At 49.0% G+C, this 22,515-nt stretch carries 19 protein-coding genes, 2 tRNA genes and 1 pseudogene; 13 read left to right on the top strand and 9 right to left on the bottom strand.

Annotation, left to right across the window (positions count from 1 at the left end; all coding sequences use genetic code 11):
- Nucleotides 1–260: 260 nt before the first annotated feature.
- On the bottom strand, nt 261–1,040 hold the full coding sequence (locus C7382_RS09260; RefSeq protein WP_133241551.1) for a hypothetical protein: 780 nt from the start codon (nt 1,038–1,040) through the stop codon (nt 261–263).
- Nucleotides 1,041–1,760: 720 nt separating this feature from the next.
- On the opposite strand from C7382_RS09260, the gene C7382_RS09270 reads away from it, so the two are divergent.
- From C7382_RS09270 to C7382_RS09300, 7 genes are all read left to right on the top strand, one after another.
- On the top strand, nt 1,761–2,303 hold the full coding sequence (locus tag C7382_RS09270; RefSeq protein WP_116679999.1) for a pyruvoyl-dependent arginine decarboxylase: 543 nt from the start codon (nt 1,761–1,763) through the stop codon (nt 2,301–2,303).
- A gap of 135 nt (nt 2,304–2,438) precedes the next feature.
- On the top strand, nt 2,439–4,673 hold the full coding sequence (locus C7382_RS09275) for a GH92 family glycosyl hydrolase (protein WP_394342054.1): 2,235 nt from the start codon (nt 2,439–2,441) through the stop codon (nt 4,671–4,673).
- Nucleotides 4,674–4,835: 162 nt separating this feature from the next.
- Nucleotides 4,836–5,084 carry a DUF4492 domain-containing protein gene (locus C7382_RS09280; RefSeq protein WP_116680000.1) on the top strand — a complete coding sequence of 83 codons (249 nt, stop codon included), beginning with the start codon at nt 4,836–4,838 and terminating at the stop codon, nt 5,082–5,084.
- 19 nt (nt 5,085–5,103) lie between these two features.
- Complete coding sequence (locus C7382_RS09285; RefSeq protein ID WP_116680001.1) at nt 5,104–6,699, top strand: cytochrome ubiquinol oxidase subunit I; 1,596 nt, start codon at nt 5,104–5,106, stop codon at nt 6,697–6,699.
- 44 nt (nt 6,700–6,743) lie between these two features.
- On the top strand, nt 6,744–7,907 hold the full coding sequence (locus tag C7382_RS09290; RefSeq protein ID WP_116680002.1) for a cytochrome d ubiquinol oxidase subunit II: 1,164 nt from the start codon (nt 6,744–6,746) through the stop codon (nt 7,905–7,907).
- 147 nt (nt 7,908–8,054) lie between these two features.
- A complete protein-coding gene (locus C7382_RS09295) occupies nt 8,055–8,843 on the top strand; it encodes a patatin-like phospholipase family protein (protein ID WP_116680003.1) in 789 nt (262 codons plus the stop codon).
- Complete coding sequence (locus C7382_RS09300; protein ID WP_243405702.1) at nt 8,840–10,531, top strand: alpha-amylase family glycosyl hydrolase; 1,692 nt, start codon at nt 8,840–8,842, stop codon at nt 10,529–10,531. Before C7382_RS09295 ends, C7382_RS09300 begins: the two co-directional genes overlap by 4 nt.
- A gap of 118 nt (nt 10,532–10,649) precedes the next feature.
- Here the strand turns inward: C7382_RS09300 and C7382_RS09305 are convergent, their stop codons facing one another.
- From C7382_RS09305 to C7382_RS09350, 8 genes are all read right to left on the bottom strand, one after another.
- Nucleotides 10,650–11,204 carry an NAD(P)H-dependent oxidoreductase gene (locus C7382_RS09305; RefSeq protein ID WP_116680004.1) on the bottom strand — a complete coding sequence of 185 codons (555 nt, stop codon included), beginning with the start codon at nt 11,202–11,204 and terminating at the stop codon, nt 10,650–10,652.
- A 203-nt stretch (nt 11,205–11,407) separates the two neighbouring features.
- Nucleotides 11,408–13,999: an ATP-dependent chaperone ClpB gene (gene clpB / locus C7382_RS09310; RefSeq protein ID WP_116680005.1), complete on the bottom strand. Its 2,592-nt coding sequence runs from the start codon at nt 13,997–13,999 to the stop codon at nt 11,408–11,410.
- A gap of 529 nt (nt 14,000–14,528) precedes the next feature.
- Entirely contained in the window at nt 14,529–14,819 is a 291-nt protein-coding gene (locus C7382_RS09315) for a hypothetical protein (RefSeq protein ID WP_116680006.1), read from the bottom strand.
- A 52-nt stretch (nt 14,820–14,871) separates the two neighbouring features.
- A complete protein-coding gene (locus C7382_RS09320; protein WP_116680007.1) occupies nt 14,872–15,168 on the bottom strand; it encodes a hypothetical protein in 297 nt (98 codons plus the stop codon).
- Between the two features lie 28 nt (nt 15,169–15,196).
- Entirely contained in the window at nt 15,197–15,877 is a 681-nt protein-coding gene (locus C7382_RS09325) for a S24 family peptidase (RefSeq protein ID WP_243405703.1), read from the bottom strand.
- 347 nt (nt 15,878–16,224) lie between these two features.
- Nucleotides 16,225–16,842 carry a phage integrase SAM-like domain-containing protein gene (locus tag C7382_RS10250; protein WP_116680008.1) on the bottom strand — a complete coding sequence of 206 codons (618 nt, stop codon included), beginning with the start codon at nt 16,840–16,842 and terminating at the stop codon, nt 16,225–16,227.
- A 290-nt stretch (nt 16,843–17,132) separates the two neighbouring features.
- Nucleotides 17,133–17,206, bottom strand: a tRNA-Ile gene (locus tag C7382_RS09340).
- A 538-nt stretch (nt 17,207–17,744) separates the two neighbouring features.
- Complete coding sequence (locus C7382_RS09350) at nt 17,745–17,969, bottom strand: ISAs1 family transposase (protein WP_116680011.1); 225 nt, start codon at nt 17,967–17,969, stop codon at nt 17,745–17,747.
- 359 nt (nt 17,970–18,328) lie between these two features.
- Between C7382_RS09350 and C7382_RS10325 the strand changes: the two genes are divergently transcribed.
- The 6 genes and pseudogenes from C7382_RS10325 to C7382_RS09385 all read left to right on the top strand — a co-directional run bounded on the left by C7382_RS10325 (nt 18,329) and on the right by C7382_RS09385 (nt 22,452).
- Complete coding sequence (locus tag C7382_RS10325; RefSeq protein ID WP_116680013.1) at nt 18,329–18,532, top strand: transposase family protein; 204 nt, start codon at nt 18,329–18,331, stop codon at nt 18,530–18,532.
- Nucleotides 18,533–19,278: 746 nt separating this feature from the next.
- Nucleotides 19,279–19,352, top strand: a tRNA-Thr gene (locus C7382_RS09370).
- A 271-nt stretch (nt 19,353–19,623) separates the two neighbouring features.
- Nucleotides 19,624–20,724 carry a metallophosphoesterase gene (locus tag C7382_RS09375; protein WP_116680015.1) on the top strand — a complete coding sequence of 367 codons (1,101 nt, stop codon included), beginning with the start codon at nt 19,624–19,626 and terminating at the stop codon, nt 20,722–20,724.
- Between the two features lie 217 nt (nt 20,725–20,941).
- Nucleotides 20,942–21,654: pseudogene (locus tag C7382_RS09380) on the top strand (site-specific integrase); the annotation flags it as partial.
- 175 nt (nt 21,655–21,829) lie between these two features.
- Nucleotides 21,830–22,009, top strand: coding sequence for an ABC transporter permease subunit (locus tag C7382_RS10255; protein WP_262499718.1), 180 nt, complete (start codon nt 21,830–21,832; stop codon nt 22,007–22,009).
- Nucleotides 22,010–22,023: 14 nt separating this feature from the next.
- Complete coding sequence (locus C7382_RS09385) at nt 22,024–22,452, top strand: branched-chain amino acid ABC transporter permease (RefSeq protein WP_262499719.1); 429 nt, start codon at nt 22,024–22,026, stop codon at nt 22,450–22,452.
- Nucleotides 22,453–22,515: the final 63 nt, after the last annotated feature.

Raw genomic sequence — 22,515 nt, forward strand, 5'->3', positions numbered from 1 at the left:
CGATCCGATGATCGCGGGTGGTTACGTTGTCAACCTGCAGAGTCCGACAACGAATGGAAGTGCCAAGAAAGTCGTGATCAACTAACGAGAAAAGGCATAGCGGCACAACCCTGCCACTTTAATACTGAGGAGGCTGCGTCATAAAATATGACGCAGCCTCTCTCTTTTTGCATTCTATACTACGTCGTTAGCATCGAAAACAGCTCCCTCTGGGGTATCAATGCCTATGTGCCTCCAACTATCCCCTCTTCGGACTCCTTTTAGGGATAGATGGGAAAGCTATCGCCAAAATACTTTTGCATCAATTCTATACCTGTCTGCCGAGCTTCATCGGTAATATACTCGTCTATGATCCTCAGCATACGAGAGCTCGCTGCATAAATGAATAAGCCTTCTATCAGATCGCAGAACTCTTCCTCCGAAAGTGCAGACAAAACGGACAAATCTTGCAAATGATACAAACGGAAAGTAGTCCACGAGAAATCCCTCTCTGACTCGAATATTTCCAGTCCACAAGCCACATGATCATATGTGTAGTCTTCCTCTTCCAACGGTTCGTGCATCCATTTACATTCAAAATAGGGGGTAGCCCCTTGTTGCAGGAGGGCGATGGTCTTCTGCTCGCGATGCTGCACTGCCTCATTGGTAAGGGCTATATCCAGCATCCTTACACCATGTGCTACGAGTAGTCTAGCCTCCTCTTCGTCAATGGTCAGCTTATCCAAGTCTTCATCATAGGGATTGTATGGGATAAACGGATAAAGACTGTAATCAACATGTGTATCCTTCTGAAGGAAGTCCCCCACCCAAGTGTACATATTTTGTATGTTTCGCTCACGTAACATCGTATCCGACCACTCTAAGACACAGTCATAATAGGCACACAGCAACGGCCACAGCCCTACAAAGATGCTGTTGTATTTATCTTCATATTGCAAAATCTTCTCCACATCGGTTGCCTCTGCCATCTCCAACACTTGAGGAATATCGCCACGGAAGACCGCTTCGACCAACGGCCTATTATTAACTGTAAAGCACATAATCAATATCACTAATAATATCTCAAACAAGAACAAAAAAGGGGACGCTTCCGCATCCCCTTTCCAGTGGACCCTCTTGGTCGCGAAACCCCTCTACAACAAAGGGATTGCAATGTCCGTGGTGGTAAAAACGGTGATACTTCATTCCATCAAGCGCAGATCTTACAAGCTCTCCGATACTTCGCTATCTCTTTCAGTTTTACCGCCCTAATCTGGTGATTACAACGATTCAGTCCTCTACAATCTCTATCAAGATGATAGACCTTTGCATTCTTGCTTACACAAATGTAAGCTGTTCTATCTGCCTCCGATGCCTTTAAGGGGAGACAGAGCAGGGCAAGAAAGCCCAATATTCGTAGAATTGTTCTCATTGTTGATTGTTTTTGTTATCACTTATTGGCGATCATTTTTTGACTCTGCAGACAAGTACGTGAACATGAAAACTGCGTTTTTTCCCTTTGCGTACATGTGTGAGCGTGAAAACACCATTTTTTGACCCTGCGGACGCGTACTTGAAGCGGTTTGCGTAGGGGCGCCTATGTGTGCGCCCAAATCTACGCCAATCGATAATGCATCCAGAGCCCCGTGTCCGCTGCCATGAATGCTCCTATATATTATATGGTATGTCCTGCCCCTGTGTAAAGAAAATCGGCGGAATAACCTATCTTTGTCGAACGCAAAAGCGTAAGTACTAACATCATACTAAGGATAATAACGAAAATGAGCAAACTTGTAGGGAACCTCATCCCAAACACTTTTTTCATTACCAAGGGTAGTGGCGAGTCTGATCTGGAACTGCATGCCGGTTCGTATCACATGGCTTTGTTCGATGCCGGTATCTCGGACTTCAACATCATGACCTACTCCTCCGTATTGCCTGCAACGGCTCATTTGGCCACGATGGACGAAATAGACCTGCCTCCTTTCGGCTCTGAGCTGAAGACGATCATGGCCGTGTCACACGGCTATCAGGACGAGTTCGTATCGGCCGGCGTGGTATATGCGTGGATGTACAAGGACGAGAACTTCGACGAGAAAGCCGGCGGACTAGTCTGCGAGGTGAGTGGACGCTACCGCATCGAAGAGTTGGAGTCGCGTCTGATCCGTGTCATCAACGACCTGCACCAAAAGACCTACAGCCAGTACTATCTGGGCGAACTGAACTTCATCACCGAGGGTATCACCATCGAGAAGCGCTACGGTACGGCTTTGGCCGGTCTGTGCTTCATGGATTTCATCCAGCCGGAAGTCAGCAAGAAATAATCGGATCCCACCGATGGCGCACTCCCGATCAATAGGAGCTTGGACGCCACACGACAAGCGACAGCCGAGACCGCTCCCCCTCTTACGACGGATGCGAGTCTCGGCTGTGTTTTTTTCCACCCACACTACAAGAGCATGATGTACCGCCACAGCCTCCACACCCCCCTACTGCTGCTTCTCCTGCTATTCACAACTTCTTGTCGCAGCAGGACAGAGCAGCTTTTCCATCCTGAGCAATATGTGAATCCGCTTATCGGCACCGATTGGGTGGGCAATACCTATCCGGGGGCTTCGGTACCCTTCGGAATGGTACAGCTGAGTCCCGACAACGGGAAGAATGGCTGGGACTATATAGCCGGCTATTACTATCCCGACACGATGATCATGGGATTTAGCCATACGCATCTGAGCGGCACGGGTGCCGGCGATCTATACGACATCCGCTTCATGCCCATTGCCAAGAGAGCGCCAGAAGAGATCGTCCCCTCCGAACGCGTGCGCACGAGCTTCAGTCACCGTCATGAGAAGGCAGAAGCAGGATACTATGCCGTACGCATGGACAACGGCATCGGCGTGGAGCTGACAGCGACCGAGCACTGTGGCATACAACGCTATACGGTGCACGATCTCGTGGTGGAGGTTCGCCTCGATCTATACAACACAATGAATTGGGACCGAACGACAGACAGCCATTTGCGACTGATCGACAGTTGCACGATAGGTGGCTACCGCTATTCCGACGGATGGGCACGCGATCAGCGGGTGTACTTTCGCACACGCTTCTCACGCCCGATCGATCATGTGAGGATAGACAGCATACCACTTTACAAAGACGAGGAGAAAACAGAGGTAGCCGACTACGGACTGGTGGCACATCTGTCCTTCCTATGCCTACGCGACGATGCAGACAGCACCATCGTCATCACCACAGCCCTGTCGGGCGTGGACGAGGAGGGTGCGGCGGCCAACCTATCCGCAGAGGCGCCGCATCACGACTTCGACCGATACCGCGAGGATGCTTCCCGACAATGGCATACAGCCCTAACGACCATCCGTGCAGTAGCAGGCATCATGCCCGAGGTGGACACCGTCTTCTACACAGCCCTCTATCACAGCCTGCTCTGCCCCACGGTGTTCAGCGATGTGGACGGCCGCTATCGGGGAGCCGACCGTCAAATACACAGTCTCGCCGCAGGACACCGACACTACAGCACCTTCTCGCTCTGGGATACCTATCGGGCGGCACACCCGCTCTACCATATACTCTTCCCGCATCGCTCCGCCGACATGGCGGAGAGCCTCTTAGCTTTCGGCGAAGAGAACAAAGGCAGCCTCCCCGTCTGGCCTATGTGGGCAGGCGAGACCAATATGATGATAGGTTACCACTCTGTCCCCGTCATTGTGGATGCTTACCGCAAGGGGATCTATCAGCCCGATGCTCAGCGTATCATGGCATTGCTCCGCTCTATGGCAGAAGCATCGGGGCCCGACTTAGCCAACTACCGCCACTTGGGCTTTGTGCCTGCCGACAGTGCGCACTGGAGCATGAGCAAGACGATGGAGTATGCCTACGACGATGCCTGCATCGCAGTCTTCGCGCGCGAGGTCGTAGCCGATACGATGCAGGCTGCCCGATACGAAGAGCGAGCACAGGCGTATAAAAATGTATATGACAGAGAAAGCGGTTTCTTCCGTCCCCGACTGGCATCAGGGGCTTGGAAGGAGGCATTCGATCCTTTCGCCTACAGCGAGGACATCACGGAGAGCAACGCCTGGCAATACCTCTTCGGCGTCCAACACGATATAGACGGACTGACGGCACTATTCGGCGGGAAAGATTCGCTCGCGAAGCGTCTCGATCAGTTCTTCGACACTCCTACCCCGTCGCACATCTCACTGCCCGTCTTCAGTACAGGGATGATCGGACAGTATGCCCACGGCAACGAACCGAGCCACCACGTGGCCTACTTATATAATAAGGTATCGCAACCATGGAAGGCAGCACGGCTGCTGCGTCGCATCCTCACGGAGCTATACCGCAATAGCGCGGATGGCCTATGTGGCAATGAAGACTGCGGACAACTCTCGGCCTGGTACGTATTCTCGGCCATGGGATTCTATCCTGTGGATCCGCTCAGCGACAAGTACGAGTTGGGGACTCCCCTATTCACCCATGTAGCGATACCGCAACCGAACGGGAGCACATTCCGACTGACAGCTCATCGACTGAGCCGGACACATCTCTACATTGAGTCGGTGAAGGTGGACGGCAAGCCCTATCACCACTCCTATATTACATGGCAACAGATACGCTCCGGCGCACATGTGGAGCTGTTCATGACTAATCGCGAAGGGGCATGTTGGTACTAAAGCGGGGCATAGCTGTCAAAAACAAATCGAAAAAAGCAGTTTGTCGAACGAAATTTGGCATTTTCCGAACCAAACCTATCCAAAAAGGCATATTTATATATACATTTGTTTATTGTGACGCTCCAAATCGCATCATCATTCACATAAAGTAAAGATACGCGCATGGCAACAGCATCCGGCCTGAAGGGCAACATCTTCAAACGCATCGTTTCCTTCTACGTAGAAGGCTTCCGAAATATGAAAGAAGGTAGGACTTTGTGGGTGATTATCCTCATCAAGCTCTTCATCATGTTTGCGGTGCTGAAAGCATTCTTCTTCCCCAATTTTCTCAAACAACATGCCGGCAGTGACAGTGCCGCCAAGTCGCAATACGTACAGCAGGAACTTATACGACGTGGAGTAACCCCCTAATTATCAAATAATACAGCTTATGATTATGAATTTAGACGCTTTAGTAGGATGGTCGCGTGCGCAGTTTGCCCTCACGGCCATGTACCACTGGCTGTTCGTCCCGCTGACACTCGGCTTGGGTGTCATCATGGCTATAGTGGAGACAATCTATTATCGCAATGGCAAACCTGAATGGAAGCGCTATGCGCAGTTCTGGCAGAAGCTATTCGGTATCAACTTCGCTATCGGCGTTGCGACGGGAATCATTCTCGAATTTGAGTTTGGGACCAACTGGTCGAACTATAGCCTCTTCGTAGGTGACATATTCGGTGCCCCATTGGCCATCGAAGGTATTTTGGCCTTCTTCATGGAAGCCACCTTTATCGCAGTCATGTTCTTCGGATGGAACAAAGTCAGTCGCGGCTTCCACCTCGTTTCTACGTGGTTGGTTATCATCGGCGCGAGCATATCGGCAGTGTGGATCCTCATCGCCAATGCTTGGATGCAGGAGCCTATCGGCATGACGTTCAATCCGGATACGATGCGTAACGAGATGTCGGACTTCTGGGCGCTGGTATTCTCCTCGACAGCCATCAACAAGTTTTGGCACACGATCACTTCTTGCTGGACGCTAGGCTCTGTCTTCGCTCTGGGGGTATGCGGCATCTACCTGCTGCGCAAGGACGGCAAACACAAAGAGTTTGCGCTCAAGAACGTCAAGATCATTGCTCCTTTTGGTCTTGTTGCCTCTCTGCTCACGGCCTATACGGGTGACACTTCTGCCTATAATGTAGCGCAGAAGCAGCCGATGAAGTTGGCGGCGATGGAAGCGCTGTACGATGCAGGCGAGACGGATGCTCAAGGCCTGACGGCTGACGGCAAAGGGCTCCCGCTCAGCGTATTCGGCGTCCTCAATCCGGCCAAGAAAAGTCCTCAATCTAGACAGGATGCTTTCCTCTTCAACATAGAAGTGCCCCGCGTGCTCTCCATTCTGGGAACGCGCAATCCGAGTGGCTATGTACCGGGCATCAACAACATACTCGAAGGCGGATACATGAAGCCGGACGGCACGATGGCTGTATCGGTGGACACCATGATGATGCGCGGACGCAAGGCTATCATGGCACTGAACGAATACAGCCTGGCCAAGCAGGTAGGCAATGAGGAAGCTGCAGAAGAGTACAAAGCGATCATCGATGAGAACTATCCTTACTTCGGCTATGGCTACATCAAGGACAAGAATGAGGTAGTACCGCCCGTGGGCATCACCTACTACAGCTTCCGCATCATGGTGGGGCTGGGTATGCTCTTCATCTTGGTATTCCTCGTGGCTTGGTTGCTGAGCTTCAAACCTGAGAAACTGGGTCGTATGCGCTGGTTCCACATCGTGACCATTGTGTGCATGCCCTTCGCATGGATGGCCAGCCAAAGCGGTTGGATCGTTGCCGAAGTGGGACGACAGCCGTGGACGATCCAAAACCTTCTGCCTGTGCAGGCAGCGGTGTCGAAGTTGGAAGTCAGTTCGGTTGTCATCACGTTCTTCGTTTTCCTCGTTCTGTTCACGGCTCTGCTTATCGCTGAAGTTAATATCATGCGCAAGGCCATCAAGAAAGGCCCTGAAACAGAATCTCATTAAGAGTCTCATCATCTATTCATCCTATAAACGACACACAAAACATCATGGACTATAGTTTTTTGCAGCACTACTGGTGGTTCTTGGTATCGCTACTCGGAGCCCTCTTGGTATTCCTCTTGTTCGTACAAGGAGGCCAAAGCTTCCTCTTCAGTCTGGGTAAGGACAAACTGACCCAAAAGATGATGGTTAATTCGACCGGACGCAAATGGGAGTTTACTTTCACGACGCTTGTCACTTTCGGTGGAGCGATATTCGCCTCCTTCCCGCTTTTCTATAGCACGAGCTTCAGCGGTGCCTACTGGGTGTGGATGCTGATTCTCTTCTGCTTCATCATTCAGGCAGTATCTTATGAGTACCAATCCAAGCACGGCAATGTGTGGGGCAAGAAGACCTATCAGGTCTTGCTCTTCATCAACGGCGTATTGGCTCCGATACTGCTCGGCGCAGCGGTATCAACTTTCTTTACAGGAAGTAACTTCAGCGTGAACAAGATGGCGATGTTCGATATCACGGGCGGCAGCCAGATCGTATCCCAGTGGCAGCCTTATAACGGCGTGCTATTGATGGGTCTGGAGGCAGTACTCAACGTGTGGAATGTAGTTCTCGGCTTGACCGTATTCTTCCTCGCACGAGTATCGGCACTACTCTACTTCATCAACAATATCGACGATAACGATCTCTATGCAGCTGCCAAGCGGAGACTGGTTGCCAATACGTTGGCATTCCTCGTACTCTTCCTCGCTTACGTAGCGTTCTTGCTGACGACGGACGGCTTTGCCGTGAATCCGGAGAACAAGCAGGTTTATATGGAATCGTACAAGTATCTCCATAACTTCCTCGCCATGCCCGCGGTATTAGCTGCATTCCTCGTGGGAGTTGTCTTGGTACTTGCCGGCATCGGCCTCACCTTATTTAGACCGAACTTCAAACGTGGTATCTGGTTACACGGAACGGGTGTCGTGCTGACAGTGCTGGCGCTGCTTCTCGTGGCAGGATGGAACCACACGTCGTGGTATCCTTCCACATATGATCTGCAAAGCTCCCTGACGATCGAGAATGCCAGCTCGAGCGAATTCACGCTTCGGACGATGAGCTATGTATCGATCCTGATCCCATTTGTGTTGGCCTACATCTTCTACGCATGGCGTGCATTGGATATCAGAAAGATCACGAAACAGGAAATGGAACAAGGCGATCACACTTATTGATTGCCTACTGACAATATCCCTGCGCGGGGCTGTGTCGAAGGAGTTGTGAAACTCCCGAAGCACAGTCCCGTTTTTTTAACTACATGGGCTGCATTTGGGAAGAAAGGCAAAAGAACTTTATATTTACGAACACCAACTTCTCACATCATGACAGAAAGAACGAAAGCAACAGCACCTTTTCGGATTGGAGTCGCACTGAGCGGAGGTGCCGCCAAAGGATTTGCTCACCTTGGCGTACTACAAGCGCTTGAAGAGTGTGGCAAACGCCCTGATATCATCGCCGGCAATAGTGCCGGAGCCATTGTAGCAGCGCTCTATGCCGACGGCTATCGGCCGGAAGAGATTATAGACTTGTTTATGGATCGCGACTTCAGAGCTATGACCCAATGGCAGCTGCCACAAAAGGGTTTCTTTGAGACACGTCGTCTCTTGGATTTTCTGCGAGCTACGCTTCGCCATCAATTTCTGGAAGACTTGCCCCTTACAGTGCGCATCGTGGCGACCGATTTGGATCATGGTACCATCAAAGTGTTTGCAAGCGGTCCATTGGCCGACATTGTGCTGGCTTCGAGTAGCGTACCTGTTCTATTCAATCCTGTTGTGATCGATGGTGTCACCTATGTGGATGGCGGTCTCTTCAAGAATCTGCCGGCCTCTGTTCTACGAGACGACTGCCAATATCTCATCGGAGTACACCTCAATCCCAAACAACCAACCGAATACAAAAAGAATATCATCGGCATTGCTGAGCGCAGCTTTGCCTATATCTATCGGGCTAATGCCATGCTCGATCGGGAGCTATGCGATCTTCTGATCGAACCTCGTGAACTATCGCACTTCAAGCTATTCAGCGTGGAGTCGGCTCGTGAATTGGCAGCCATCGGCTACCAAGAGGCCCTCCATGCGCTCAATGAAGCATCAGAGACCCCTACATGATGAATTCCAAGATGATCCTTTATGCCGTACTCCCTCGACTGTACGACAACCGCTGCACGAACCCTGTCGTCAGTGGCAGTATCGAAACGAATGGATGCGGCAAGCTGGCAGCTTTCACCGAAAAAGCTCTCACTGCCATTCAGCAGCTTGGTGCTACGCATATCTGGTATATAGGACTGGTGGCACACGCCTCACAAACCGACTACAGCCATATAGGCATACGGCCTTCCACTCCTGCCATCGTCAAGGGGCGTGCCGGATCGCCCTATGCCATCCGCGACTACTACGACGTGGATCCCGATCTGGCAAAAGACCCCGCACAACGGATGGAGGAGTTTCACGGGCTGATAGAACGCACGCATCGGGCAGGAATGGGCTTCGTGATGGACTTTGTCCCCAATCACGTAGCACGCGAATACCACTCTGACACCAAGCCTGCTTCGGTGTCTGATCTGGGTGAAGGCGACGATCCACAACAGGTTTTTTCTCCGGTCAATTGCTTCTACTACTTCCCCGACCAAGCACTTCGATTGGAGATAACATCGCCGGAGGCTGCAAACTATCACGAGGAGCCGGCGCGAGCTTCGGGCAATGACTGTTTCTCCCCCCATGTGGGACAAAACGATTGGTATGAGACGATCAAGCTCAACTACGGCGTGGACTACCTCGGCGGTGGTGCGCAGCACCTTACGCCGATCCCTACTACATGGCTCAGGATGCGGGAAATCCTCTTCTTTTGGGCAGAGAAAGGTGTTGACGGCTTCCGATGCGACATGGTCGAGATGGTGCCCCTCGCATTCTGGCGGTGGGTGATCCCACAGCTCAAAAGTCGCTTCCCCGTCATCATGATAGCGGAGATTTATCAGCCGGCGCTATACGAAGGCTATGTGAATGCAGGTTTCGACTATCTGTACGACAAGGTCGGTATGTACGACGCCTTGCGTGCTGCAGCTTGCAACACAGGTCCTGCATGGGCGGTATCCGACGCAGCAGAAGCAGGCCGCCACTTTGGTAGCCGTATGTTGCACTTCACCGAAAATCATGACGAACAGCGTCTTGCATCCGACTTTGTTGTGGGTGATGCAGAGCGGGCTTTCGCTGCCACCGTAGTCGCTGCCACGATAGGCACGCAGCCCTTCATGCTCTACTTCGGACAAGAACTTGGAGAGCGTGGCATGGATGCGGAGGGCTTCAGCGGTGTGGACGGCCGCACGACGATATTCGACTATTGGAGTCTCGATAAACTGCAGCGTCGCATCCATGAAGGTGCCTACGATGACGAACTTCTCAATGAAGAAGAGCGGAAGTTACTGCATCTGCATGCCCGTCTCTTACACGACATCTGTCCACTTACCATCATTTCAGAAGGGGCATACTACGACCTCGGCTACGCCCAGTCAGTTGCCGACGGCTTCCGACACGAAAGCCACTTGGCTTACAGCCGTTACAACGATAGAGAAGTCCTCATAGCAGTGGCTAATTTCTCTCCCGATGCTGTCGCATTAGGGTTGCGCCTACCGGCTCATGCTTTCGATGCTTGGCCTCTCCGCAATAATGTGGCTTGTCGCATGACCGATCTCTTCTCAGGAGACTTCTCCCTCGTTGCCCCTACGCATCAAGCACCGTTTCCACTGACGCTCCCCGCACACAGCTGTCGACTCCTACTCATCAGTCCCCTCGCCAGCTAAAAAGTTGGATTTCCCCTACTCCAACAAGAGAAGGAGATCATGAATATTCCGAAAAAAGAAAACTCCCCTTTCGATCCGTGCGGATACGAAAGGGGAGTTTTGGTTATGGGGAGGAGGATTAGCCGATACGCTCAACCAATTTCTTGGCGTGTGCTTTGGCTCTTTCTTGTATTGAAGTAAGCACTTCGGTCGGCATTACGCCTTCCATATACATCATGCCATAGGAAATAATCGGTTCTTGGAAGTCCATTTTACAGAGGTTGGCAGTTTGGCGGTGTGTATTGAGGAAGTCGGTAAACGGATAGTTCTGAGCTTGTCCGTACTGATATGATTCCTCGGGAGAGCCTGTAGTGCAAGAAAGAATCAACTTCTTCCCTTTCAGCTTGGTGTCGTCTGTTCCATAAGCAAAACCATAGGTAAACACATCGTCGAGCCACTTCTTGAGCAAGGCCGGAAGCGAATACCAGTTCACGGGGAACTGCCACACGATAACATCGGCTTTCTCCAACTTCTCCTGCTCGGCAGCTACATTGATTTTAAAATCAGGATATAGAACATCTAAACGACTGATTTCTGCATTGGGAAGCAACTTCTGTAGTTCTTCCAATATGGCCTTATTGGCGTGGGAATGCTCCAATGAGGGATGTCCACTGATAACTAATACTTTTGACATTTGATCTATTATATTATTCCGCCGACTCCTCGGCGTACTTTTCGTACTGATAAAACCTCAAATATCCCAAAAGGTTCATATCCATCGTTGAAATACGCAATACGTCAAGCAAGCATACATCCCCCACGACTAAAAAACAATTCCCCGAAGCACACAGAATAGAGCTTCGGGGAGTCGTAAAACTGAAGTATGTGCTTTAACACTTACTCGTTGCGGAAGAGGATGGCGTCATCCTTGCAGTCGATGAGGATAGGTTTGCCGGTGTCCACGCTATCGGAAAGGAGGGCCTTGCTGAGTTCGTTGAGGACAGCACGTTGGAGAACACGCTTGACGGGGCGTGCCCCGAACTGCGGATCGTATCCTTCGCGAGCTACATAGGCAAGTACGGCTTCCGAATAGCGAATCTCCACACCATTGGCTGCAAGCTGTCGAACGATACCGTCGAGCTGCAAGCGCACGATCGAGAAGATTTCTTCCTCATTCAAAGGAGTAAAGACTATGGTCTCGTCGATACGGTTGAGAAACTCGGGGCGGATCGTATGCTTAAGCAGCTGCATCACTTCGTCCGCCGTTCGGGAAGTCACAGTCTCACGATTCTCGGCCGTCAGATGCTGCATCCGCTCGCGAATGATATCCGAGCCGAGATTGGACGTCATGATGATGATCGTATTCTTGAAGTTGACCACGTGTCCCTTATTATCCGTCAAACGACCGTCGTCCAATACTTGCAAGAGGACATTGAACACATCGGGATGCGCCTTCTCGATCTCGTCGAACAGCACCACCGAATACGGCTTGCGACGGATGGCTTCGGTCAATTGTCCGCCCTCGTCATAGCCCACATATCCCGGGGGAGCACCGATCAAACGCGTAGCGCTGAACTTCTCCTGATACTCACTCATGTCTATGCGGGTGAGCATACTCTCGTCATCGAAGAGCAATTCCGCCAAGGCACGTGCAAGCTCCGTCTTACCGACACCGGTAGTCCCCAGGAAGATAAACGAACCGATGGGTCGCTTTGGGTCTTGCAGTCCGGCACGGCTGCGACGCACGGCATTGGCAACGGCGCGAATAGCTTCGTCCTGACCGATCACGCGCTTGTGCAACTCATCTTCCAGATGCAGGAGTTTCTCCCTTTCGCTCTGCAGCATACGACTGACGGGGATGCCCGTCCAACGCGATACGATATCGGCAATGTCATCGGCTTCGACTTCTTCCTTGATCATGGAGCCTGTGCGCTGCAATTCGTGCAGGGCCTCCTGCAAGCTGTTGATCTCGGCCTCTTTCTGCTTGATCAGACCATAGCGTATCTCTGCCACACGTCCGTAATCGCCTTCGCGCTCGGCGCGGTCGGCTTGGAACTTCAGCTCTTCAATTTCGATTTTCAGCTGCTGGATCTTATTGATCTGGTCTTTCTCGTTCTGCCATTGCGCCTTTTCAGAAGCTTCCTTCTCTTTGAGTTCGGCTATCTCCTTGTCGAGGAAGTGCATTTTCTCCATATCGTTCTCGCGCTTGATGGCTTCGCGCTCGATCTCCAGCTGCTTGATACGACGAGAGATTTCGTCCAATTCCTCCGGCAGTGAATCCACCTCCATACGCAGGCGTGCCGCTGCTTCGTCCATGAGATCGATGGCTTTGTCCGGCAAGAATCGGTCGGTGATGTATCGGTGCGACAGTCTCACGGCAGCGATAATGGCATCATCTTTGATGCGCACCTTGTGGTGATTCTCGTATTTCTCCTTCAGTCCTCGCAGGATAGAGATGGAGCTCAGCTCGTCCGGTTCGTCCACCATCACCATCTGGAATCGACGTTCCAATGCTTTGTCTTTCTCGAAGTACTTGCGGTACTCGTCTAGTGTCGTGGCACCGATGGAACGGAGTTCGCCACGTGCCAAAGCAGGTTTGAGGATGTTGGCGGCATCCATGGCTCCCTCGCTCTTGCCCGCACCCACAAGCGTATGTATCTCATCGATGAAGAGGATAATCTCTCCCTCCGCACCGGTCACCTCGTTTACGACGGCCTTCAACCTTTCCTCGAACTCGCCCTTGTACTTGGCACCAGCTATCAACGCACCCATATCGAGAGAGAAAATCTGTTTGTTGCGCAGATTCTCCGGCACGTCACCACGCACGATACGGTGTGCCAATCCCTCCGCTATGGCCGTCTTGCCCACGCCGGGTTCGCCGATGAGGATCGGATTGTTTTTCGTACGACGCGAAAGAATTTGCAACACGCGACGTATTTCCTCGTCCCGACCGATTACGGGGTCAAGCTTGCCATCACGTGCCCGTTGGCACAGATTGATGGCATACTTCTCCAGTGCGTTGTACTGATCCTCTGCGCTCTGGCTGGTCACGTTCTTTCCTTTGCGCAATTCGTCGATGGCCGACTGTAGCATCTGCTCTGTGGCGCCTGCGTCCTTGAGGAGAGTAGATACTTCCGATCGCGTCATCAGGATAGCCAGTAAGAGATGCTCCAGTGAGACGTACTTGTCTTTCATCTTGTGCGCCACGTCCTCGGCCGTCTGCAGCACCTGATTCGTTTCGCGTGACAGATACGGCTCGCCGCCCGTAACGTGTGGGAGCTTCTCGATCAGCTTATCTACGGCTGCGACGATGGTAGCCTTGTTCATGCCGAGCTTGGCAAAGAGGAAATCCGTCAGGCTCTCTCCTTGTTCTATAACGGCTTTGAGGAGGTGCTGAGGCTCGATGGCCTGCTGTTCGTTCCTGCGCGTCAGCTCCACAGCCTGCTGTAGAGCTTCCTGTGTTTTGATTGTGTAACTGTTGATGTTCATTGTTTTATTCGTTTTTTAATGATCAACGGCCAATTTTTGTGCCAAAGCCATCAAAACTGACATTTTGTCGCATTTCAATTCATTTGTCAAGCTATCTGCAGCATCCGAAAACAGTATCGGCAGCAGAGACGGTCGGAAGACTGCTTTTTGCTACATTTGCACAACAGCATGCAAAGCTGAAAGATGTAAATGATTGAATATCAAATAGAACCAGAAGTAAATGAGAACGATAAACAACGATCCCATGTATCTGACCCGCGGGAATCAACCGGCTCCCCTCCTATCTTCTTTTATGTGTCCGCACAATGTCACCTGTGTAGCCTATGAGCATGTATAAAACTATTTCCTTCTCGGTGGCATGTAGAGCAAAATAGAGGCTATCTGACATCGCCAAAAGCATAAAGTCCCCGTTGCGATCGTAGCAGATTGCAACGGGGACTTTCTGTTTTTAGTCATCAGGAATAGCTTTTGAGGGATTGTAAACTCATAAAGTTTACCCTCTGAACTTTATAATAACCGGATACAATCTTTATAAAGATCTATTTATATCAACCATTGAAACCATAGCAACACATGATTCTCCATTGACATTTTCATAAACCGCTCCAAAGAGCAGAGACGGCCTATACGAAACCCATTGAAAAAGACTATCATCCTTGCCTACCTCTCTCTTAAGACCTGTTCTAAACTCTATCTTCTGAATAGCACTATCTATAAATCTTTCGAGGTTTACCTTTGTTTCTTCTTCGCCAACCGCACCGACCTCCTTACTCAAAACGACATGGGCTACATTCCCATCCTCCCCATATGCCACAATCATTGAATCAAATGCCTCTCATGCAGATCTTTTATGTCTGCACCATAAGCACCCGTTACCTCAACCCCATTAAGGATACTTTCTCAACAACAAGCCCTTTTTCTGATAAATACTTTTCGCACACATCTCTCTGCATGCCGATTTTAATACCAAACAACTCGAACCTGCTTGCGATTCTCGCCTCGCCTTCGCCCTGTTCAACAAGGAATGATGGGTTGGCCTTGACCTGTCGCTCTTCTCGTATACATGTCCTCGTAATTGAAGAAGATACAATTGTTGCAACAAGGGATATTACAGCCAAGCCCCCTCCTAAAAAATTCCCCTTTTTGGATATAGTCTTCTTTTTCTCCACACTATTGCATATTAATTAAACGTGTATCTCACTCAAACGTCAGCTTCCCCACTACGAGGTTAATCGAGTAGATTTCCTCTTTTGGAACAAGGAAGTCGGGGTATATGGGATTGAAACTCTTGCACCTTATGTTATCCCCGTCATCGTATATCTGCTTTATTATAGCTCCCTGTGAAGTGTCCAGAACATGGACACGTCCCCACTGTATGAAACCGCTACTATTGATGCGCCTACAGGCTATTTCCGCTCCGCGTTCAAACCGTGGTTCCATCGAATCGCCATGCACAAAGGTCGTGAAGTCATAAGATGGGAACTGTCCTATCTTGGGAAACATTTCACAGTCCTGCCTACTCACTCCATTCTCCGCGATTACAGCCAACGATCCGGCAGCCACTTCGATTGGTATGCGTGGGCGGAAATCCATTACCTTTTTTTGGTCTTGTTCCTTTCCCTCGAGGCATCCGCCATAGTAGTTATTTGTCGTATTGCCCCTGTTGTCCCCGTTGTTGCTTTTATTGTCTCCGCTATTGTCTCTGCCTGCTACTATGCCGTCGGGATTGTTAGCAAACATGGAGCCTTTACCCGTGAGGAGCCAACCCATATTAAAGATTCCTCCGAAACAATCGCTGAACTTCTCTAAAAAAGAATCGGTCAGATAGCTATCTGAGCCGGAGAACGCACGAGATACGGAAGATTTATTTACACCCATCTTGTCCGCTAAATCCTGCTTTTTTGACACAAATTCGTTCGCTAACAAGTATCGATAAGCACGACTTAGACGGTCTTTTTATCAACTATGTTGCTCATATCAATTTTGTTTATATCCTTGCATCGTTAAGTAGCGTTTAACGGCTGAAACATCCTCCCCATTCGGGAGTTTAGAATCACCCCTCGGAGACGCTACCTCCGCAGGGGTATTCTTTTTTAGTATGGGCAGAACGATACGTATCGCACTGGAAGACATAAAGACAAAGGCCAAAGGGCGTGAGGAGAATTATCTTCAAGCCGTTGCCTTTTCTATGTTATTCAAGAGCATACATAACTCGTCCATACTGCTTAGTGATAGTGTATCGGTTCGGAAGAATCGATGGCGGCTATCTTGTCGAGTTCAGCGTCTGTGAGATAGACGCTATCCACCTCTGTCCTTTTACGCTTAAACAATCCGACTTTATAATCATTCGGAACATCAATCTTCATTTGCTCGGCTGCACGCAAAAACGTTTTCAGGTTCTTAACATGCTTGTCAAAAACTGTATTCTGCGAAAGACCCTCCTGTAAGAGAAATGACACAAATGCATCATAATATTGATAGTCTATACCCCCCCATGTAGTAACACTTCCGCGAACTTTGTCGAATCTTCTCATCTTTTCGGCTGTCATTCTCATTTGCTTCTTTGTCGGCTCCGTCACTCGCCTATTCTCTATATGCTCATCTATCCAATCTATAGCGCACTGAGAAGCCCGCTTCCTGCCAATTATCTGGGAGAGCTCCACGTCCGATAAAAGCCTATCATTCAATACGGAATACGATACACCTTCTTTTTCGGAGACAAAGGCTATCTGAAGAGCGCGATTGCGCGCATCATCAAGAACTCTATTAATCTCATAGGCTATTGGACAAGCCTCCACCCCCTTTTTTTGTCCGACTTTACAGCAGCTCGACCATTTACCCATTGATTGTCAGGCAAAGAAATTCCAATGCTCATCCTGACAGGAGTGTACTTTCTTTTCCCTCCTACAATTATGCTCGCTTTTATGCTCACTTGCATAACTATAGCATTCCTCGATCTCCCTTTCGCAGATTTGATAAAAAAACTCACACTTGCCATAGGTGGTAATTGTGGTGGTAATTATGCGGATACATTCGGATATAAACGGGCATATTCGGCTGTTTGAATCTTTGCGTATAGGTTGTTTGCGCCTTTATAACAAAGAAAGTACGGCCGTTCGCCGTACTTTTTAGGTGGTCCCACTTGGGCTTGAACCAAGGACTCCCTGATTATGAGTCAGGTGCTCTAACCAACTGAGCTATAGGACCTGCACTGCATGCTACCACATTGCAATTGCAGTGCAAAGATAAGTTTTTTCGGAAATATACAACACTACCCTCCCCTTTCTACCAGGACTCACGCATTTGAAATTTTATAGATAGTCCATATTGATAATGTCGGCAGGCTGTTTCGTGGCATTGATCTTTTGTAGAGCTGCGAGTGCTTTTTTTCTTTTTCTTCATTCTTCGAGAAAGGACAGTGCCATTTTATGGATGATATTGACATTCTTGGCGGCGTTACCTTTACGTCTTAAGATTTGTCCTCTCCCATAATCACATCCAGACAATAATGTAGGTTATTCTCTATCGCCCAATGGTTTCTGATAACGTGAAAGATTTTGTTCGAGTCTGAAAGAGAGGAGATAAAGTAAGAGATTTCGATACTCTCCGAGCCGTCTTTTTTATTGTGTCTTCTCCGCGTCATCTTGTGGATGGAATGCAGTGCCATCCACTTGTCCAATTCCTTATTCCGCTCAATCTCTTTAGCTCTCTATGCGACCATGCCCGGCATCGGGTTCTTCCGTCTTTATGATTTCGTCTTTGTAAAAGGGACTGAAAAGCTCCTCTGCCTCCAAGAGTGTGCCCGCTGATTGCCCTTTATATCCAGAATGTAATCTCCTGAGCCTGCCACAATCTTCTTTACGATATCTTTTTGTGTGCCGATGGCATCGATGGTAACCACATTGCCTTCCAAGTCTGTCAAATCAAGTAGCTTTTTGATGGCATTGATTTCATTGGACTTTTGAGAGATTTAGACCTGATTGGAAGAAGCTCTAAGACCTGCAATATAGGCAGAGTAACGGAGTGTGCCTCTGCATCCGGAGTGAATTTCTTCACTCCCCGCATCGTCTTGCCATCAATGCAGATGTGCTGCCCCGTCATTTTAAAAACCGAGGAGAGCCAATCGGTGAAGGCTTCGCTAAACCTCTCCGGATTAAGGAGAGCACAAACATAACGCATTTGAACTGTGATTGTCCGCATCCGAACATAAGTATATGATATGTCATTAATACTCAGTAAATTAGTTCTAATTTCTTTGGCCACCTTGATGCTTTTTAGTATCTCTATATCTGATTATCAGCCAATTAGAGGCATATCAGATATAAAATTATGGATAATATTTTCTCTATCCTTTCAACTATTCCGGATTCTCGTCATGGGAATCATTTGACATATCCCATCGACTACCTACTTCTAATCATGTTCTCTGCAATTATGTCCGGCTATACAACCTGGGCTGACTTCGAACTATATGCAGAGCTACATGATGATGACCTCAAAGAGCTATACACAAGAATAATCCGAAAACATTAAAGCGGATCCCCTTCGTACGACACCTTTGGTTAGCACAGCCCTTCTATACAGAATGCACATTCGATAACCTCTAATGGCAATCCAACATGTTCTGTTTTCATCTTTAGGGAGCGCAAAGCAAAAAATGATTTTTTGGATTGTCACTCGTCGACAAAGAGCTTAAAAATCATTTTTCAGCGAAAAAACTATCGACAAAGCACCGAAAAACCATTTTTTGACTCCTTGTCGACGAACAATCAGCAGAAAAATCATTTTTCAGTCAAAAAACTATCGACAAAGCACCGAAAAACCATTTTTTGACTCTTTGTCAATGAACGATGAGTAAAAAACGCTTATGGGGAGCTATATATCACGCAAGACAATCAGAAAATACCGATCTGATTTCTTGCAGCAACGAGAATTTCTGCCCGTCGGACTACCCCCAGCCCCACTATCGCGGTATTCTGCCGACAAAGTTCACCAAATATTTTATCCGACGACATGCCTCTCTCTAACTAACTACACACTATCCTATCAACTCTCCCTTCATGAATAATCTACCTCAATATCTCGCTTCTTAGTTGCTACCGAAATATAGAATGGACAGAGCAAGGAAAAAACCGTAGCCAAATTTGGTGATATCAGAATTATTACTACTTTTGCACTCGGGTAAGTCCTATACGGCATGCTCCCTTTGACTCCCCCAGGGCTTGATCGCAGCAAGGGTATTAGGTCGTAGCGGCGCGATATAGCCAGCTTACCCATCTGCCTCTTTAGCTCAGCTGGCCAGAGCACGTGATTTGTAATCTCGGGGTCGTTGGTTCGAATCCGACAAGAGGCTCAGAAAAGACTGCACCGATCTTATCAGTGCAGTCTTTTTTTGTGCCCACAGACCTCTCAATCGGCACAACGACCTATGCACAAAAACGGATAATGATGAACAATTGACCACAGAATCGCATTGTATGGATGTGCACCGATTATTGGGTTCGTAACGTCTTTGACTACTATCCATAGGATAGAGAGAATCAGAGATCGGATTGACGTGATAATAATCATCAAGTTTCGACCCTATCGACAGGACCTCTTCCCCACTCAGAATAAGTAATGCAATGAATCTATATTGGATCATATTCCCCTTGTCCCTTCTACTGGCCGGACAATACTATGCCTCCCTCAGAGTGTGGCAGTTATTGCCGGACATCCTTCCGTTGCGGATTATAGCAGTTGTTTTGATGGCTGTAGCTCTTTCACTTTTTTTCGTGTCAATGAGCGGCTTGTCAGAAAAGATGTCCCTCAGCTTGGCCAAGATTTGCTACGAAGTGAGCACCTCATGGCTGATTATTCTTCTCTACCTGGTGATGCTTTTCGGAGTGCTCGATCTCGCTCTGGTTACCCATCTTATTCCACGTAACTTCGTTCGAGAAAGCGTAGTCGGGAGTTGGGCCGTACTAACTTTTATGGGCGGCATTTTCTCTTATGCCCATTGGAATTACAACCAGAAGAGAAGAGTAGAGATAACTTTGGACAGTAGAGGAAAAGTACAGCAGCCCCTCAAACTGGTTATGATCAGCGACCTGCATCTGGGCTATCACAATGACCGCAACGATCTTCGCCGTTGGTTAGAATTGGTCAAGAAGGAAAAGCCGGATGCCCTGCTTATCGCCGGCGATCTATTAGACAGAGCCATGCGCCCCGTTAGAGAAGAAGGCTCAGCAGAAGAGTTCCGCCAATTGGGCATACCCGTCTATGCCATCTTGGGCAATCACGACTATTATGCAGGGGAAAGTGGGGACAAGGAGTTTTGCAAACAGGCCGGTATCCAATTACTCCAGGACAGTGTGATCTATTTTGGAGATGTCGCTATCGTGGGACGTGACGACCGCACCAATGCGCAACGCAAATCGCTGCAAGACGTGATGACAGGTATCGACCGTACGAAGTACATCATCGGACTGGATCACCAACCTTATCATCTGGAAGAAGTGGAGCAAAACGGCGTGGACTTTGCGTTTGCAGGACATACACATAACGGTCAGGTATGGCCGCTCAATTGGATTGTAAAGGCACTTTACGAAAAGGGTTTTGGTTCCCTGACCAAAGGACAGACGCATTATTATATCAGCTCCGGCATTGGCATCTGGGGCGCGAAGTTCCGCATCGGCACCCAATCGGAGTACATCGTAGCCAGAATAGAGGCAACGAATAACTAAAAGAACAACCCCCAAAAGAAAGACTCCTGACCTCTCGCGAGATCAGGAGTCTTCTGTTTTTGTAACGTGGTGCCACCAGGAATCGAATAAATTTGATAAGTGGCTGTATTTCTTTGAGTTTATATTCTGCAAAAGACCTAATCTCCCGCTATTGCTCCACCGATTTTCTGCAATGCTTTGCTTCTTTTTCGTGGGTGATATTCTTATCTATGCCTTGGGACAAGTCGGAGATGATTTCCTCTCGCAGTTAGCACATTATATCAAGGGCGTGTTGGGGCTGTCGCAAGGCAGTTACAGATGAATCGCTTTGTTTTCCAAGAAGATTCTCCGCTTGGCATATCAAGAGGGGCTTGTCGACCGCTTGTTGTTCGATACGGTCGAAATAGAGCGAGGCGAGAACAGAGGCCCTTGTGCATTGGATAAGGTATCGTTGGAGAAGTTGCGGGCTTTGACTTTCGACGCTCATGAATCGGCACTGGAGACGGCTCGCGATCTGTTTCTTTTCTCTTGTTTCACAGGTGTTGCCTATTGCAATATGCTTACCCTTGGTCGGGAGCATCCTTTTACGGATGATGAAGGGGCATGGAGGACGAAGTTCCGCAGACAAAAGACCGACACGCTTTGTCATGTGAAGCTCCTGCCCGAAGCAGTGCGTTTGATAGAGCGGTACCAGTCAGAGGAACGAATCACGCTCTTTGCGCTCTTTACTATTCGGCTTACCTTGCTCAACTCAAGGCTTTGCAATTTCAGGCGGACATCGCTGTCCCACTTTTGGCTCACATGGCTCGCCACACTTTTGCCACACTCATAACGTTGGAAGGAGGCGTCCCCATCAAAACCGTGAGCCGAATGTTGGGGCATGGCAGTATCAAAACCACGGAACGATATGCCCACGTCACCCCGAAGAAACTCTTCGATGAGTTCGATTGATTTCTCTCTTTCACCGAAGATTTACAACTCTTTTTGTAGGTATTTCCGAAAGCAATACAATCTACCTCCAAAAGTGACGTAAGATTCTGAAAAACTGACGTAAGTTTTCAAGGGATCTCCTCTACTTTCGTCCATATGGCTTTAGTGGCAAATGGCTCAAAAAAGCAGAGGTCTAATGGAGTATTTGCTACATCTCTTTGTGCTGATCTGTATCTACACGATCTTGGCACAGTCGCTTAGCCTAGTGGCAGGATATAGTGGGCAGGTATCGCTAACGCATGCGGGATTCTATGGCTTAGGTGCCTATACGACTACTCTGATGTCAATACACTGGGGGAGACACCTGCGATGCTGAACATTCCTGTGGCAATGCTACTTTCGGGGGGATTAGCTTGGATTGTAGCTCGTGTGGCAGATAGAACCAGAGACTACTACGTTATTATCACTCTCGGCATTCAGGTCGTGATCTACTCAGTCATGAATAACTGGCAGAGTGTAACCCATGGTCCCTTAGGAATCCCTGGTATCTCAGCTTTTGCCATAGTACCAGGAGTGGAGCTCGAAAGTAAACTTGCCTATTGCTTTTTCTCTGCTATCTTGGCAGGCGTGGCATGGGTCGTGCTACATCAGCTCATACATTCTCCCTTTGGGCGAGTACTCATCGCTCTCAGCGAAGACGAGGTCTACACGAAAAGCTTGGGTAAAAATATGGCAGGAGCAAAGACTGTTTCATTCGTGATCAGCGGGATGCTTGCCTCTATCGCTGGGGAACTATTCGAAGAAAGGGTATTAGGGTGAGGATGAAAGGTAAGTAAATGGAAATGAGAGCGATTTGCGCCATATCTCGGTGGTTTGCACAGA

Origin of the sequence: Porphyromonas loveana (assembly GCF_003096695.1) — a bacterium.
In the GTDB taxonomy this organism is placed as follows: Bacteria; Bacteroidota; Bacteroidia; order Bacteroidales; family Porphyromonadaceae; genus Porphyromonas; species Porphyromonas loveana.

Coding starts and splice junctions, on each gene's coding strand:
- C7382_RS09260 (WP_133241551.1), bottom strand. CDS start 1,040: ATGTGCTTTACAGTTAATAATAGGCCGTTGGTCGAAGCGGTCTTCCGT.
- C7382_RS09270 (WP_116679999.1), top strand. CDS start 1,761: ATGAGCAAACTTGTAGGGAACCTCATCCCAAACACTTTTTTCATTACC.
- C7382_RS09275 (WP_394342054.1), top strand. CDS start 2,439: ATGATGTACCGCCACAGCCTCCACACCCCCCTACTGCTGCTTCTCCTG.
- C7382_RS09280 (WP_116680000.1), top strand. CDS start 4,836: ATGGCAACAGCATCCGGCCTGAAGGGCAACATCTTCAAACGCATCGTT.
- C7382_RS09285 (WP_116680001.1), top strand. CDS start 5,104: ATGATTATGAATTTAGACGCTTTAGTAGGATGGTCGCGTGCGCAGTTT.
- C7382_RS09290 (WP_116680002.1), top strand. CDS start 6,744: ATGGACTATAGTTTTTTGCAGCACTACTGGTGGTTCTTGGTATCGCTA.
- C7382_RS09295 (WP_116680003.1), top strand. CDS start 8,055: ATGACAGAAAGAACGAAAGCAACAGCACCTTTTCGGATTGGAGTCGCA.
- C7382_RS09300 (WP_243405702.1), top strand. CDS start 8,840: ATGATGAATTCCAAGATGATCCTTTATGCCGTACTCCCTCGACTGTAC.
- C7382_RS09305 (WP_116680004.1), bottom strand. CDS start 11,204: ATGTCAAAAGTATTAGTTATCAGTGGACATCCCTCATTGGAGCATTCC.
- clpB (WP_116680005.1), bottom strand. CDS start 13,999: ATGAACATCAACAGTTACACAATCAAAACACAGGAAGCTCTACAGCAG.
- C7382_RS09315 (WP_116680006.1), bottom strand. CDS start 14,819: ATGATTGTGGCATATGGGGAGGATGGGAATGTAGCCCATGTCGTTTTG.
- C7382_RS09325 (WP_243405703.1), bottom strand. CDS start 15,877: ATGGGTGTAAATAAATCTTCCGTATCTCGTGCGTTCTCCGGCTCAGAT.
- C7382_RS10250 (WP_116680008.1), bottom strand. CDS start 16,842: ATGGGTAAATGGTCGAGCTGCTGTAAAGTCGGACAAAAAAAGGGGGTG.
- C7382_RS10325 (WP_116680013.1), top strand. CDS start 18,329: ATGGATAATATTTTCTCTATCCTTTCAACTATTCCGGATTCTCGTCAT.
- C7382_RS09375 (WP_116680015.1), top strand. CDS start 19,624: ATGAATCTATATTGGATCATATTCCCCTTGTCCCTTCTACTGGCCGGA.
- C7382_RS10255 (WP_262499718.1), top strand. CDS start 21,830: ATGGAGTATTTGCTACATCTCTTTGTGCTGATCTGTATCTACACGATC.
- C7382_RS09385 (WP_262499719.1), top strand. CDS start 22,024: ATGCTACTTTCGGGGGGATTAGCTTGGATTGTAGCTCGTGTGGCAGAT.